Genomic DNA, 15,212 nt, shown 5'->3' on the forward strand with positions numbered 1-15,212 from the left:
TCGATCCCGTTAACTCCCATAGGTCCCGTAGTGTAGCGGTTATCACGTCGCCCTGTCACGGCGAAGATCGCGGGTTCGATTCCCGTCGGGACCGTTTAAGATAACGAAAGTTATTTTAGACTCGTTAGCTCAGTTGGTAGAGCAATTGACTTTTAATCAATGGGTCACTGGTTCGAGCCCAGTACGGGTCATATATGCGGGTTTGGCGGAATTGGCAGACGCACCAGATTTAGGATCTGGCGCTTAACGGCGTGGGGGTTCAAGTCCCTTAACCCGCATTAAGATATAATAAATGAGCCGGCTTAGCTCAGTTGGTAGAGCATCTGATTTGTAATCAGAGGGTCGCGTGTTCAAGTCATGTAGCCGGCATTTTTAGATAGAAGAAAATAGTGCGAACGTAGTTCAGTGGTAGAACACCACCTTGCCAAGGTGGGGGTCGCGGGTTCGAATCCCGTCGTTCGCTTAGAGAGGCCGGGGTGGCGGAACTGGCAGACGCACAGGACTTAAAATCCTGCGATTGGTAACGATCGTACCGGTTCGATTCCGGTCCTCGGCATAATATAATGAGCACCCTTAGCTCAACTGGATAGAGTACCTGACTACGAATCAGGCGGTTAGAGGTTCGACTCCTCTAGGGTGCATTTTTATATTTAACTCGGGAAGTAGCTCAGCTTGGTAGAGTACTTGGTTTGGGACCAAGGTGTCGCAGGTTCGAATCCTGTCTTCCCGATTCATTATAGAGATACCTATGTGTATCTTTTTTATTTTTAAAATTAAGAGAGAATCATTTTGGTTTTCTCTTTTTTGAATTTCAGTAATTCATTCTATAGTCATTTAGTTTTAAAAAAGCGTTTCAAACATTCAAAAAGATTTGGAACTTCCCTTGATAAATCCGTCACTTTCTTTTTCAAGAAACCTCAAGCTTGCTCAATAGGATTCAAATCTGGTGAATAAGGTGGTAGAGGTAAGAAAAATTCTTATCTTGAATGCAAAGCTCATCCAAAATGTTCTTAGGATGAAAACTAGCATTGTCCATGACAATGACATGAGGGCTCTTCAAAACAGGTAGAAGTTGCGTTTTGAACCACTCCACAAAGAAATTACTCGTCATACTTTCCTTGTAAATCATAGAAGCTATAAACTCTCCGTCTACTTGTCCTGCAACAATTGAAGTCCGCTAATCTTTTCATAGACTTTCTCCCCTCTAGGAGCCCGTGCATAAGGACGATAGAGGTAGCGGTCGACTCCTGTTTCATCAATATATACGACTGGTAAATCTTTTAGGTTATCCAAAATATCAAGAAACTCAGCGACTTTCTCTGGATTTTTTTCCTTAAAGCTAATCGTTATTTTTTAAAGTGACATGAATCTGCTTTAAAGCTGCCCATACTGAAGGAACAACACAATCAAAATGTGCCACAATTTCCCGTAAAAAAGTGTCTGGATGAGCCTCTACAAAGGCTTTCAATTCCTCTAAAGGAATCTTCCGCTTTTTGACGACTCGCTTTCTCCGCTCTAAGTGTCCTTGTTCGCGTCTTTCTTTTCCCACGTGAAGAGAGTTCTGACGCCAACATCAAAAACTTTAGTTGCTTCGACATGGCTGTATCCCTCTTTGATGTAATCTAATGCTCCTTGTTTAAAATCTGTACTATATGCAGAGTTTTATTGTAATATGCTTATTTAAAACTAAGAAACTATAAATGAGTATTAGTTTATATTATAGTTTAAATTTGCTATCACTTTGAAGGAAATAACTATAGATTCTTTTCCACCTCATGTTTTATTGTATAGTGTATTTTGCTTGCTTTGAACAGAATCTTTTATGACATTTGTCATATTTTCTAGTGACAGAAGCATCTAACTCTGCTAACTTCAAAAGACTATAATTGAAGTATGAAATGGAGGAATAAAAAAATGAAAGATAAAGTAATTGTCGCAATGAGTTTAGTAACAGCAGGAGTCATGACTTATCTAATGTTCTCAGGATTGGACGAAGGATTCTATCATTTTCCTTGGGAGCTATTTGCAGGATTTGGAATGATGTCCTGGCTTATCCGAGAAGGTTTGAAATTAGTCTCAGATGTGAAAAAGGAGTTTGAAAAATGAAAAAAGCGTTTCTCTATCTTTTTATTGGACTATCACTAGTGGTATGGTTGGTAGAAATGTTTACAGGTTGGTTTGATCAAGCCTTCCTTCACCAATTCATCCGTGGTGCCTGGGGACTAGGATTTATGATTTTTATCGCCTTTCCGGTGGGAAAGGAGTGGCTGAAAGGAGAATATCATGAACATGATTAAGGTAGAAAGCCTAAATAAAAGCATCAAGAGCAAGGCTATATTGAAAGGTATTTCCTTTGAAGTGGCAGAAGGTGAATGCGTCGCCTTGATTGGGCCCAATGGTGCTGGAAAGACCACACTCTTGGACTGTTTGCTTGGAGATAAACTGGTCACAAGTGGTCAAGTATCCATCCAAGGCTTGCCAGTGACGAGTTCTCAGTTAGACTATATTAGAGGCTACCTGCCTCAAGAAAATGTCATCGTTCAGAAATTAAAGGTCAAAGAGTTGATTTCTTTCTTTCAAAGTATTTATCCAAATCCCTTGAATAATCAGGAGATTGATCAACTATTGCAGTTTGACAAGCAACAGAAAGAGCAATTTGCAGAAAAATTGTCAGGTGGGCAAAAGCGTCTCTTCTCTTTTGTCTTGACCTTGATTGGCCGACCAAAGCTAGTCTTTTTAGATGAGCCGACTGCTGCCATGGATACTTCAACCCGTCAACGCTTTTGGGAAATTGTTCAGGAGCTAAAAGCTAAGGGAGTTACCATTCTCTATTCGTCCCATTACATCGAAGAGGTAGAACATACAGCTGACCGGATTTTGGTTTTAAATAAGGGAGAGTTGATTCGTGATACGACGCCTCTAGCTATGCGTAGTGAGGAGATTGAAAAGCATTTTATCCTTCCTCTAGCATACAAGGAAATTGTTGAGCAGTCTAACTTGGTTGAAAACTGGGTACAAAAACAAGATGCTCTGCAAGTAGTCACACGAGAGGCAAATGCTTTTTGGCAACTGTTAGTTCAAGCAGGATGTAGCATACAAGAAATCGAAGTTAATAACCGTAGTTTGCTAGATACAATCTTTGAAGAAACACAGAAGGGAGATGACTAAGATGAAACGATGGATCGCATTAAATAAAATAGAATTTCTATTGACCAAACGGCAACTAGTCTATTATTTATTATCAGTAGGGATGCCGACAGCCTTCTATTTATTCTTTTCAGGCATGTACCAGGAAACACCAGGTGGACCGGCTAATTTTATGCGCGACTACCTCATCTCCATGACAGCCTTTTCCATGATGTCAACAGCTATCTTTTCATTCCCAGTTGTTTTACATACCGACAAGATCAACAATTGGCAGAAAATAATACGTCATAGCCCTGTAAATATGGTAGAATATTATCTATCAAAGATAACAAGTATGATGGTTGATTATTTGGTCTCAATTCTGGTTGTTTTCTCAGTTGGGCATTTTGTAAGAGGTGTGGATATGTCTCTTGGAAACTGGATTGGGGCTGCGTTCTTGCTGATAGTAGGAAGTGTTGCCTTTGTAGCACTTGGCTTAACCCTGACTCTCTTGCCGTCCAGTCAGCTGATGTCTGTCGTGGGCAATCTTCTTTACTTTGGCTTGGCTGTTTTAGGCGGACTCTGGATGCCCGTCTCTTTATTTCCAGACTGGATGCAAGCAATCGGGAAGCGCCTACCAAGCTATCAGTTGATGGAATTGATCAAGACCTTCTTAAATGAGGGTGGCATCAATTTATCAGCCACAGTTTATCTACTTGTTTTTTCAGCAGTTTTGTTTGGTTTGACCATTTACCTTCAAGGTCATAAGGAGAATGCTTAATGCTTGAAAGACTGAAAAGCATACATTATATGTTCTGGGTCAGTTTAATTTTTATGATTTTCCCCATCCTGCCTGTAGTGACTGGGTGGCTTTCTGCCTGGCATTTATTGATTGATATTCTATTTGTAGTTGCGTATTTGGGTATTTTAACAACTAAGAGCCAGCGCCTATCTTGGCTTTTCTGGGGGATCATGCTGACTTATGTAGTTGGGAATACTGCCTTTGTTAATGTTAATTATATCTGGTTTTTCTTTTTCCTATCCAATCTCTTAAGTTATCATTTCAGCTTAGGTGGTTTAAAGTCTTTACATGTCTGGACTTTTCTTCTTGCTCAAGTCCTTGTTGTGGGCCAACTTTTGATTTTTCAGAGAATCGAAGTTGAGTTTCTATTCTATCTACTTGTAATTCTTGCTTTTGTCGATTTAATGACTTTTGGTTTGGTTCGGATTCGTATTGTAGAGGATTTGAAAGAAGCTCAGGCTAAGCAAAATGCCCAGATAAATCTATTGCTTGCTGAAAATGAACGTAGTCGTATCGGTCAGGACTTGCATGATAGTCTGGGACATACCTTTGCTATGCTGAGTGTCAAGACAGATTTAGCCTTGCAGTTATTTCAGATGGAGGCTTATCCACAGGTGGAAAAGGAATTAAAAGAAATTCACCAGCTCAGCAAGGATTCCATGAATGAAGTGCGAACCATTGTGGAAAATCTTAAGTCTAGAACTTTGACATCAGAACTAGAGACTGTGAAAAAGATGTTAGAAATTGCTGGAATTGAGGTGGAAACGGATAACCAACTAGATACTGCTAGCCTAACTCAGGAATTGGAGTCAACGGCTTCCATGATTTTGCTTGAATTAGTGACCAATATCATCAAACATGCTAAAGCGTCTAAAGTCTACTTGAAATTAGAACGGACAGAGAAAGAACTCGTTCTAATAGTGAGAGATGATGGCTGTGGCTTTACTTCTATAAAGGGAGATGACCTCCATACAGTTCAAGATCGTGTTCTTCCATTTTCGGGAGAAGTAAAGGTAATTAGTCAGAAACAACCGACAGAAGTTCAGGTTCGACTACCTTATAAGGAGAGAAAGTAGATGAAAGTATTAGTCGCAGAAGATCAAAGTATGTTGCGAGATGCCATGTGCCAGTTGCTGGCCTTTCAAGCAGATGTAGAGTCTGTCTTACAAGCCAAGAATGGGCAAGAAGCAATCCAACTCTTAGAAAAAGAGTCCGTAGATATCGCCATTCTTGATGTAGAGATGCCTGTTAAGACAGGCCTTGAAGTCTTGGAGTGGATACGAGCAGAAAAGCTTGAAACAAAGGTGGTTGTAGTGACGACCTTCAAGCGCTCAGGGTATTTTGAACGTGCGGTCAAGGCTGGAGTAGATGCTTATGTATTAAAAGAAAGAAACATTGCAGACCTCATGCAAACCTTGCACACCGTCCTAGAGGGACGCAAGGAGTATTCGCCTGAATTGATGGAAGTGGTGATGACACATCCCAATCCATTAACAGAACAAGAAATCGCAGTTTTAAATGGAATTGCTCAGGGCTTCTCTAACCAAGAAATTGCAGACAAACTTTATCTATCCAACGGAACCGTCCGAAATTATGTAACCAATATTCTTTCTAAACTAGATGCTGCTAATCGAACAGAGGCAGCTAATATCGCGAAAGAATCTGGTTGGTTGTGATGATATAATATTTCCCTGGACATTATGTGTTAAAAATGAAATAATTTGTAAATTGAGGAAGGGTCTTAGCTTCCTTCTTTTTGTTTCGTCCAAGGTTGTAGCAAGAGCTAAAATTAAGAATAAAAAAGAAAAATATCTTGACAACCAAGGGGAAAATTTGTTACAATAATAGACGGTACTTTTTACTTTTGGTCTCTCAAGAGTGTACAGGGACGTGCTGACAAATGTTGCAAAAGTACACACAGATGATAGCTGTCACCAAGTGTATCATCACCAAAAATAAAAAAACACAGGAGAATGTAGATGCCTACAATTAACCAATTGGTTCGCAAACCGCGTAAATCAAAAGTAGAAAAATCTAAATCACCAGCTTTGAACGTTGGTTACAACAGTCATAAAAAAGTTCAAACAAACGTTTCTTCACCACAAAAACGTGGTGTTGCAACTCGTGTTGGAACAATGACACCTAAAAAACCTAACTCAGCCCTTCGTAAATTCGCTCGTGTACGTTTGAGCAACCTTATCGAAGTTACTGCCTACATCCCAGGTATCGGACACAACTTGCAAGAACACAGCGTAGTTCTTCTTCGTGGTGGACGTGTAAAAGACCTTCCAGGGGTACGTTACCATATCGTCCGTGGTGCACTTGATACTGCAGGTGTTAACGATCGTAAACAAGGCCGTTCTAAATACGGTACTAAACGTCCAAAAGCATAAGGAAAGGGGATAAAGAGAAATGAGTCGTAAAAATAGAGCTCCAAAACGTGACGTATTGCCAGATCCGCTTTACAATTCACAACTAGTTACTCGTCTTATCAACCGCGTTATGCTTGATGGTAAACGTGGTACAGCTGCTTCAATCGTTTACGGTGCTTTTGAGCAAATCAAAGAAGCTACTGGTAACGATGCACTTGAAGTATTTGAAACAGCTATGGAAAACATCATGCCTGTACTTGAAGTACGTGCACGTCGTGTCGGTGGTTCTAACTACCAAGTCCCAGTTGAAGTTCGTCCAGAACGTCGTACAACACTTGGACTTCGTTGGTTGGTAACAATCGCTCGTCTTCGTGGTGAACACACAATGCAAGACCGTCTTGCAAAAGAAATCTTAGATGCTGCTAACAACACTGGTGCAGCTGTTAAGAAACGTGAAGACACTCACCGTATGGCTGAAGCTAACCGCGCATTCGCACACTTCCGTTGGTAAGATTAAGATACTAAGGGCGTTAAAAAAGCGACTGAAAATTAGGAAGCTTGACGAAGAATCGAAGATTCTAGGAGAGCTTATCTATTTTCCAAGCTTTTAGCCCGGGTTCAAATTAGCTAAATCGATTAGTATTAGCTATAACTCAACTTACCAGCTCGTAAGTTGAAACCAACAATAGCATGAAAACATTGAGAACGGGTAGGTCCTGCCTATCCGTTTTTATTAAAATCATGTTATAATAGAATAGAAATCAAAAATAAATAGGAGAAACAAACCTCATGGCACGCGAATTTTCACTTGAAAAAACTCGTAATATCGGTATCATGGCTCACGTCGATGCTGGTAAAACAACAACTACTGAGCGTATTCTTTACTACACTGGTAAAATCCACAAAATCGGTGAAACTCACGAAGGTGCGTCACAAATGGACTGGATGGAGCAAGAGCAAGAGCGTGGTATCACTATCACATCTGCTGCAACAACAGCTCAATGGAACAACCACCGCGTAAACATCATCGACACACCAGGACACGTGGACTTCACAATCGAAGTACAACGTTCTCTTCGTGTATTGGATGGTGCGGTTACCGTTCTTGACTCGCAATCAGGTGTTGAGCCTCAAACTGAAACAGTTTGGCGTCAAGCAACTGAGTACGGAGTTCCACGTATTGTATTTGCTAACAAAATGGACAAAATCGGTGCGGACTTCCTTTACTCTGTAAGCACACTTCACGATCGTCTTCAAGCAAATGCACACCCAATCCAATTGCCAATCGGTTCTGAAGATGACTTCCGTGGTATCATTGACTTGATCAAGATGAAAGCTGAAATCTATACTAACGACCTTGGTACAGATATCCTTGAAGAAGACATCCCAGCTGAATACCTTGACCAAGCTCAAGAATACCGTGAAAAATTGATCGAAGCAGTTGCTGAAACTGACGAAGAATTGATGATGAAATACCTCGAAGGTGAAGAAATCACCAACGAAGAATTGAAAGCTGGTATCCGTAAAGCGACTATCAATGTTGAATTCTTCCCAGTATTGTGTGGTTCTGCCTTCAAGAACAAAGGTGTTCAATTGATGCTTGATGCAGTTATTGACTACCTTCCAAGCCCACTTGATATCCCAGCTATCAAAGGTATTAACCCAGATACAGACGCTGAAGAAACTCGTCCAGCATCTGACGAAGAGCCATTTGCAGCTCTTGCCTTCAAGATCATGACTGATCCATTCGTAGGTCGTTTGACATTCTTCCGTGTTTACTCAGGTGTGCTTCAATCAGGTTCATACGTATTGAACACTTCTAAAGGTAAACGTGAACGTATCGGACGTATCCTTCAAATGCACGCTAACAGCCGTCAAGAAATCGACACTGTTTACTCAGGTGATATCGCTGCTGCCGTTGGTTTGAAAGATACTACTACTGGTGACTCATTGACAGATGAAAAAGCTAAAATCATCCTTGAGTCAATCAACGTTCCAGAACCAGTTATCCAATTGATGGTTGAGCCAAAATCTAAAGCTGACCAAGATAAGATGGGTATCGCCCTTCAAAAATTGGCTGAAGAAGATCCAACATTCCGCGTTGAAACAAACGTTGAAACTGGTGAAACAGTTATCTCAGGTATGGGTGAGCTTCACCTTGACGTCCTTGTTGACCGTATGCGTCGTGAGTTCAAAGTTGAAGCGAACGTAGGTGCTCCTCAAGTATCTTACCGTGAAACATTCCGCGCTTCTACTCAAGCACGTGGATTCTTCAAACGTCAGTCTGGTGGTAAAGGTCAATTCGGTGATGTATGGATTGAATTTACTCCAAACGAAGAAGGTAAAGGCTTCGAATTTGAAAACGCAATCGTCGGTGGTGTGGTTCCTCGTGAATTTATCCCAGCGGTTGAAAAAGGTTTGGTAGAATCTATGGCTAACGGTGTTCTTGCAGGTTACCCAATGGTTGACGTTAAAGCTAAGCTTTACGATGGTTCATACCATGATGTCGACTCATCTGAAACTGCCTTCAAGATCGCGGCTTCACTTGCCCTTAAAGAAGCTGCTAAATCAGCACAACCAGCTATCCTTGAGCCAATGATGCTTGTAACTATCACTGTTCCAGAAGAAAACCTTGGTGATGTTATGGGTCACGTAACTGCTCGTCGTGGACGTGTGGATGGTATGGAAGCACACGGTAACAGCCAAATCGTTCGTGCTTACGTTCCACTTGCTGAAATGTTCGGTTATGCAACAGTTCTTCGTTCTGCATCTCAAGGACGTGGTACATTCATGATGGTATTTGACCACTACGAAGATGTACCTAAGTCAGTACAAGAAGAAATCATTAAGAAAAACAAAGGTGAAGACTAATTAGTCCTCCCTCTAGAAGGAAGTCACTTAGTGGCTTCCTTTTGTCTTTAGAAAATACCTCTAAATATGGTAAAATAGTAGAAGAATAATGTGAGGAAAATGAATGTCAAATAGTTTTGAAATTTTGATGAATCAACTGGGGATGCCTGCTGAAATGAGACAGGCTCCTGCTTTATCACAGGCTGATATTGAGCGAGTTGTGGTTCATAAAATTAGTAAGGTATGGGAGTTTCATTTCGTATTTTCTAATATTTTACCGATTGAAATCTTTTTAGAATTAAAGAAAGGTTTGAGCGAAGAATTTTCTAAGACAGGTAATAAAGCTGTTTTCGAAATCAAAGCTCTGTCCCAAGAATTTTCAAATCAACTCTTGCAGTCCTACTATAGGGAGGCTTTCTCTGAGGGGCCATGTTCTAGCCAAGGTTTTAAGTCCCTTTACCAGAATCTGCAAGTTCGTGCGGAGGGCAATCAACTCTTTATTGAAGGCTCTGAGGCGATTGATAAGGAACATTTTAAGAAGAATCATCTTCCTAACTTAGCGAAACAACTTGAAAAGTTTGGTTTTCCAACTTTTAACTGTCAGGTCGAGAAGAATGATGTTCTGACTCAAGAGCAAGAAGAAGCCTTTCATGCGGAAAATGAGCAGATTGTTCAAGCTGCCAATGAGGAAGCGCTACGTGCTATGGAGCAACTGGAACAGATGGCACCTCCTCCAGCGGAAGAGAAACCAGCCTTTGATTTTCAAGCGAAAAAAGCTGTAGCCAAACCCAAGCTGGACAAGGCGGAGATTACTCCTATGATAGAAGTGACGACGGAGGAAAACCGTCTGGTCTTTGAGGGGGTTATTTTTGATGTGGAGCAAAAAGTGACCAGAACAGGGCGTGTTTTGATCAACTTTAAAATGACGGACTACACTTCAAGTTTTTCTATGCAAAAGTGGGTTAAAAATGAGGAAGAGGCCCAGAAATTTGACCTCATTAAGAAGAATTCTTGGCTCCGAGTGCGTGGAAATGTGGAGATGAATAACTTCACACGCGATTTGACTATGAACGTGCAGGATGTGCAGGAAGTTGTTCACTATGAGCGGAAGGATTTGATGCCAGAAGGCGAGCGTCGAGTTGAGTTTCATGCTCATACTAACATGTCGACTATGGATGCTTTATCAGAGGTCGAAGAAATCGTTGCGACAGCTGCTAAGTGGGGACACAAGGCGGTTGCCATCACCGACCATGGGAATGTCCAGTCTTTCCCACACGGCTATAAGGCTGCCAAGAAAGTGGGAATCCAGCTAATCTATGGGATGGAAGCCAATATCGTTGAGGACCGTGTCCCTATCGTCTATAACGAAGTGGAGATGGACTTGTCGGAAGCGACCTACGTGGTCTTTGACGTGGAAACGACGGGGCTTTCAGCTATCTATAATGATTTGATTCAGGTTGCGGCTTCTAAGATGTACAAGGGGAATGTCATTGCTGAATTTGATGAATTTATCAATCCTGGGCATCCCTTGTCAGCTTTTACTACTGAGTTGACTGGAATTACAGACGATCATGTCAAAAATGCCAAACCACTGGAACAAGTTCTGCAAGAATTCCAAGAGTTTTGCAAGGATACAGTCTTAGTTGCCCATAATGCTACCTTTGACGTTGGCTTTATGAATGCCAACTATGAACGTCATGGTCTGCCAAAGATTAGTCAGCCAGTGATTGATACGCTGGAGTTTGCTAGAAATCTATATCCTGAGTTTAAACGTCATGGTCTGGGACCGTTGACCAAGCGTTTTGGTGTGGCCTTAGAACATCACCACATGGCCAATTACGATGCGGAAGCTACTGGTCGTCTGCTCTTTATTTTTATCAAAGAAGTAGCAGAAAAACATGGTGTGACCAATCTAGCTAGACTCAACATTGATTTGATTAGTCCAGATTCTTATAAAAAAGCTCGAATCAAGCATGCGACTATTTATGTCAAGAATCAGGTAGGTTTAAAAAATATCTTTAAACTGGTTTCTTTGTCCAATACCAAGTACTTTGAAGGGGTACCACGGATTCCGAGAACGGTTCTAGATGCCCATCGAGAGGGCTTGATTTTAGGATCAGCCTGTGCAGAAGGTGAAGTTTTTGATGCAGTCGTTTCTCAAGGTGTGGATGCGGCGGTTGAGGTGGCCAAGTATTATGACTTTATCGAGGTCATGCCACCAGCTATCTATGCTCCCTTGATTGCCAAGGAGCAGGTCAAGGATATGGAGGAGCTCCAGACTATTATCAAGAGTTTGATAGAGGTTGGAGACCGCCTTGGTAAGCCCGTTTTGGCTACGGGAAATGTCCACTATATCGAACCAGAAGAAGAGATTTACCGCGAAATTATTGTCCGTAGTTTGGGACAGGGTGCTATGATTAACCGGACCATCGGTCACGGTGAACATGCCCAACCAGCTCCTCTTCCCAAGGCTCATTTTAGAACGACTAATGAAATGTTGGATGAATTTGCATTCTTGGGAGAGGAACTGGCTCGTAAATTGGTTATTGAAAATACCAATGCCTTAGCAGAAATCTTTGAACCCGTTGAGGTTGTTAAGGGTGACTTGTACACGCCTTTCATCGATAAGGCTGAAGAAACGGTTGCTGAATTGACCTATAAGAAAGCTTTTGAAATTTATGGAAATCCGCTACCAGATATTGTTGATTTGCGAATTGAAAAGGAACTAACTTCTATTCTGGGGAATGGATTTGCTGTGATTTACCTGGCTTCCCAGATGCTGGTGCAACGTTCCAATGAACGGGGTTACTTGGTGGGTTCTCGTGGATCTGTCGGATCTAGTTTCGTTGCGACCATGATTGGGATTACAGAAGTCAATCCTCTCTCTCCTCACTATGTCTGTGGTCAGTGTCAGTACAGTGAGTTTATCACAGATGGTTCGTACGGTTCAGGATTTGATATGCCCAATAAGGACTGTCCAAACTGTGGTCACAAACTCAGCAAAAATGGGCAAGATATTCCTTTTGAAACCTTCCTTGGTTTTGATGGGGATAAGGTTCCCGATATTGACTTGAACTTCTCGGGAGAAGACCAGCCTAGCGCCCACTTGGATGTGCGTGATATCTTTGGTGAAGAATATGCCTTCCGTGCAGGAACGGTTGGTACGGTGGCTGCTAAGACTGCCTATGGATTTGTCAAGGGCTATGAGAGAGATTATGGCAAGTTTTATCGTGATGCAGAGGTGGAACGCCTCGCTCAAGGTGCAGCTGGTGTCAAGCGGACGACGGGACAACACCCGGGGGGGATCGTTGTTATTCCTAACTACATGGATGTCTACGATTTTACGCCTGTCCAATATCCAGCAGATGACGTGACGGCTGAATGGCAAACGACTCACTTTAACTTCCACGATATCGATGAGAACGTCCTCAAACTCGATGTACTGGGACACGATGATCCGACCATGATTCGGAAACTTCAGGATTTGTCTGGGATTGACCCTAATGAAATTCCTATGGATGACGAAGGCGTGATGGCCCTCTTTTCTGGGACGGCTGTGTTAGGGGTAACACCTGAGCAAATCGGAACGCCTACGGGCATGCTGGGGATTCCAGAGTTTGGAACCAACTTTGTTCGAGGGATGGTCGATGAAACCCATCCGACGACTTTTGCAGAATTGCTTCAGCTGTCTGGTTTGTCCCACGGTACCGATGTGTGGTTGGGAAATGCCCAAGATTTGATCAAGCAAGGAATAGCGGACCTATCGACTGTTATCGGTTGTCGGGACGACATCATGGTTTACCTCATGCATGCGGGTCTGGAGCCTAAGATGGCCTTTACCATCATGGAACGGGTACGTAAGGGCTTGTGGCTCAAGATTTCAGAAGAGGAACGCAATGGCTACATCGAAGCTATGAAGGCTAATAAGGTGCCAGAGTGGTATATCGAGTCTTGTGGGAAAATTAAGTACATGTTCCCTAAAGCCCATGCGGCAGCCTACGTTATGATGGCCTTGCGTGTAGCCTACTTCAAGGTTCACCATCCGATTTATTATTACTGTGCTTACTTCTCTATCCGCGCCAAGGCTTTTGATATCAAGACCATGGGTGCGGGCTTGGATGCTATCAAGCGCAGAATGGAAGAAATCTCTGAAAAACGGAAGAACAATGAGGCCTCTAATGTGGAGATTGACCTCTATACAACTCTTGAGATTGTTAATGAAATGTGGGAACGTGGTTTCAAGTTTGGGAAGTTAGACCTTTACCGTAGTGATGCGACTGAATTCATCATTGACGGAGATACACTGATTCCACCATTTGTCGCTATGGATGGTCTGGGAGAGAACGTTGCTAAGCAGTTGGTGCGAGCGCGTGAAGAGGGAGAATTCCTCTCTAAAACAGAACTACGCAAACGTGGTGGACTCTCATCAACCTTGGTTGAAAAGATGGATGAAATGGGGATTCTGGGCAATATGCCAGAGGATAACCAGCTGAGTTTGTTTGATGATTTGTTTTAAAAAAAATTAACAGACGGACAAATATTGTCCATCTGTTTTGTTATACTTATAGTACAAAAGAAAAAGAGGTTTAAATGATGAACAATACAGGATTAGATAACAAATATCAATTTAAAAATTTTCTAGAAAAAGATGGTAATACTTTCGCAAAGAACGGGGCTGTAGCTATAGTAGAAAACTTAGGATTACAATATAATCCCCTTTATATTTATGGGGAATCAGGTTCAGGAAAAACACATCTCCTGCAAGCTATTGGTAATAAGGTTCTTGAGAATAATCCAGAAAAACGAGTAAAATACATTTCTGCTGAAAACTTATTGGAAAATGAGCTAGAAATACAAAAAGTTAGAAGTGAGGAGTTTGATCTCCTAATCGTTGATGATATCCAGATATTGGGAGAAAAAGATGATATGATTCAAGAAAAATTCTTTAATCTTTTTAATTCTCTACATGTTAAGGATAAGCAAATTGTTTTATCTAGTGACTCTGAACCAGATCAATTGAAAAATGTTCAATCTCGTTTGATTGTTCGTTTTAAGTGGGGAATGACAGTGTGTCTAAGATCGCTTGAAGATTAACAAAAAGGACTTCAAATGAATGATCAAGAGAGATTACTAACCATCTTTTTACGCTTACAGTTTGGGACTCCGTTAGGAAAAAAGCAACTGGTTCAGGAATTTGAGGTTAGTGAAAAGACGATCCAGAGAGATTTTTCGCTACTCCGTGATATTTTATCTAGTAACACCAGTTATAGTGGAGATTTGCTTTATAACCGTAAGACGAATAAGTATTGTTTAGCAAGTAAGTCAGTTTTTAATAAAAAGGATATTCTCGTTATTTCAAAGATTTTATTGGAAAATCGAGCACTGAATCGGTCAGAAATTGATAGCTTACTAAAAAATTTACTGGTCTTAGTTCCCCGTGATGATCAGAAAGAAATTGAACAGATTATTGGTAGTGAAAAGCTTAATTATGCTCCCTTAACGGATCAGCAAAATAGAATAGAGAAAATATGGAATTTATCAGAAGCTATTTTGCATGAACAGGTTCTAGATATTATCTATCAAAAACCTTATTCTGAGTCTTCTAAGAGGCAGACTGTTTTACCAGTCTCTCTTTACTATGATAGTCATTATTTCTATCTGGTTGTTTACCAGTTGAAATATGCTACTTATATTACTTTAAGAGTAGACCGTATCCAGTCATGGTCTCTTAGTGGTATAGAGAAACCCTCTATTTCTTATCGAGATAGATTTAGAGATGGCGACATTCGTAACGAGAGAGTGGATGCTTTTATCGGGAAGAAAATCAGTATTGAAATCGAGTACTTGTACGATCCGACTATTGTGATGGATCAATTTCCAAATGCAAAAATAGTTGGGAAAAATGGCGATTGGACTCATTTTCAGTTTGAAAGTCAGCATACACCGGGGCTTAAACGCTGGTTACTGGGACAAGGGGAAGCAGTTACTGTTTTGTCTCCTCGGATTTTAGTAGAGGATATGAAGCAGACAGTTCAAGAAATGATAGATAAATATAGATGAGG

The 15,212-nt window shown here is 41.3% G+C and carries 12 protein-coding genes, 8 tRNA genes and 1 pseudogene; 20 read left to right on the plus strand and 1 reads right to left on the minus strand.

The annotated features are described in order from the left end of the window. The first annotated feature begins 21 nt into the window (after positions 1-21). The 8 genes from HT734_RS07265 to HT734_RS07300 all read left to right on the plus strand — a co-directional run bounded on the left by HT734_RS07265 (position 22) and on the right by HT734_RS07300 (position 730). Positions 22-94, plus strand: a tRNA-Asp gene (locus tag HT734_RS07265). 24 nt (positions 95-118) lie between these two features. Further along, positions 119-191, plus strand: a tRNA-Lys gene (locus HT734_RS07270). 5 nt (positions 192-196) lie between these two features. After that, a tRNA-Leu gene (locus HT734_RS07275) sits at positions 197-278 on the plus strand. A gap of 18 nt (positions 279-296) precedes the next feature. Continuing rightward, positions 297-369 (plus strand) — tRNA-Thr (locus tag HT734_RS07280). 22 nt (positions 370-391) lie between these two features. Next, positions 392-463: transfer RNA gene (locus tag HT734_RS07285), tRNA-Gly, on the plus strand. Between the two features lie 7 nt (positions 464-470). Next, positions 471-556 (plus strand) — tRNA-Leu (locus tag HT734_RS07290). Between the two features lie 11 nt (positions 557-567). Next, positions 568-641 (plus strand) — tRNA-Arg (locus HT734_RS07295). A gap of 15 nt (positions 642-656) precedes the next feature. After that, a tRNA-Pro gene (locus tag HT734_RS07300) sits at positions 657-730 on the plus strand. Positions 731-830: 100 nt separating this feature from the next. On the opposite strand, the pseudogene HT734_RS09495 reads toward HT734_RS07300, so the two are convergent. After that, positions 831-1,617 (minus strand): annotated as a pseudogene (locus tag HT734_RS09495) (IS630 family transposase). A 297-nt stretch (positions 1,618-1,914) separates the two neighbouring features. Here HT734_RS09495 and HT734_RS07325 point away from each other — a divergent pair. The 12 genes from HT734_RS07325 (at position 1,915) to HT734_RS07380 (ending at position 15,210) form a co-directional block, all read left to right on the plus strand. Beyond that, positions 1,915-2,106: a hypothetical protein gene (locus HT734_RS07325; protein WP_033679606.1), complete on the plus strand. Its 192-nt coding sequence runs from the start codon at positions 1,915-1,917 to the stop codon at positions 2,104-2,106. After that, complete coding sequence (locus HT734_RS07330) at positions 2,103-2,297, plus strand: hypothetical protein (RefSeq protein ID WP_173277140.1); 195 nt, start codon at positions 2,103-2,105, stop codon at positions 2,295-2,297. The genes HT734_RS07325 and HT734_RS07330 overlap by 4 nt, the downstream gene beginning before the upstream one ends. Beyond that, positions 2,284-3,168, plus strand: a complete 885-nt coding sequence (locus tag HT734_RS07335) for an ABC transporter ATP-binding protein (protein WP_140833270.1) — start codon at positions 2,284-2,286, stop codon at positions 3,166-3,168. The genes HT734_RS07330 and HT734_RS07335 overlap by 14 nt, the downstream gene beginning before the upstream one ends. A gap of 1 nt (position 3,169) precedes the next feature. Further along, positions 3,170-3,907, plus strand: coding sequence for an ABC transporter permease (locus HT734_RS07340; protein ID WP_173277142.1), 738 nt, complete (start codon positions 3,170-3,172; stop codon positions 3,905-3,907). Further along, the gene (locus HT734_RS07345; RefSeq protein ID WP_173277144.1) at positions 3,907-5,004 is read left to right on the plus strand and encodes a sensor histidine kinase; all 1,098 of its coding nucleotides are present in this window, start codon (positions 3,907-3,909) and stop codon (positions 5,002-5,004) included. The genes HT734_RS07340 and HT734_RS07345 overlap by 1 nt, the downstream gene beginning before the upstream one ends. Continuing rightward, positions 5,005-5,604 (plus strand): response regulator transcription factor, encoded by a 600-nt coding sequence (locus tag HT734_RS07350; protein WP_033679613.1) that lies wholly within the window; start codon positions 5,005-5,007, stop codon positions 5,602-5,604. It abuts the gene before it with no gap. Between the two features lie 303 nt (positions 5,605-5,907). After that, positions 5,908-6,321 (plus strand): 30S ribosomal protein S12, encoded by a 414-nt coding sequence (gene rpsL, locus HT734_RS07355; protein WP_001142332.1) that lies wholly within the window; start codon positions 5,908-5,910, stop codon positions 6,319-6,321. A 19-nt stretch (positions 6,322-6,340) separates the two neighbouring features. Next, positions 6,341-6,811: a 30S ribosomal protein S7 gene (gene rpsG / locus HT734_RS07360; RefSeq protein ID WP_000087873.1), complete on the plus strand. Its 471-nt coding sequence runs from the start codon at positions 6,341-6,343 to the stop codon at positions 6,809-6,811. Between the two features lie 278 nt (positions 6,812-7,089). After that, the gene (gene fusA / locus HT734_RS07365; RefSeq protein WP_000090345.1) at positions 7,090-9,171 is read left to right on the plus strand and encodes an elongation factor G; all 2,082 of its coding nucleotides are present in this window, start codon (positions 7,090-7,092) and stop codon (positions 9,169-9,171) included. Between the two features lie 103 nt (positions 9,172-9,274). Further along, positions 9,275-13,666 carry a PolC-type DNA polymerase III gene (locus tag HT734_RS07370; RefSeq protein WP_173277148.1) on the plus strand — a complete coding sequence of 1,464 codons (4,392 nt, stop codon included), beginning with the start codon at positions 9,275-9,277 and terminating at the stop codon, positions 13,664-13,666. A 74-nt stretch (positions 13,667-13,740) separates the two neighbouring features. Next, on the plus strand, positions 13,741-14,244 hold the full coding sequence (locus HT734_RS07375) for a DnaA/Hda family protein (RefSeq protein WP_173277150.1): 504 nt from the start codon (positions 13,741-13,743) through the stop codon (positions 14,242-14,244). Between the two features lie 15 nt (positions 14,245-14,259). Continuing rightward, the gene (locus tag HT734_RS07380; protein ID WP_173277152.1) at positions 14,260-15,210 is read left to right on the plus strand and encodes a WYL domain-containing protein; all 951 of its coding nucleotides are present in this window, start codon (positions 14,260-14,262) and stop codon (positions 15,208-15,210) included. The last annotated feature ends 2 nt before the right edge of the window (positions 15,211-15,212 follow it).

The sequence above is a fragment of the Streptococcus sp. k-90 genome, assembly GCF_013277565.1.
Taxonomy (GTDB): domain Bacteria; phylum Bacillota; class Bacilli; order Lactobacillales; family Streptococcaceae; genus Streptococcus.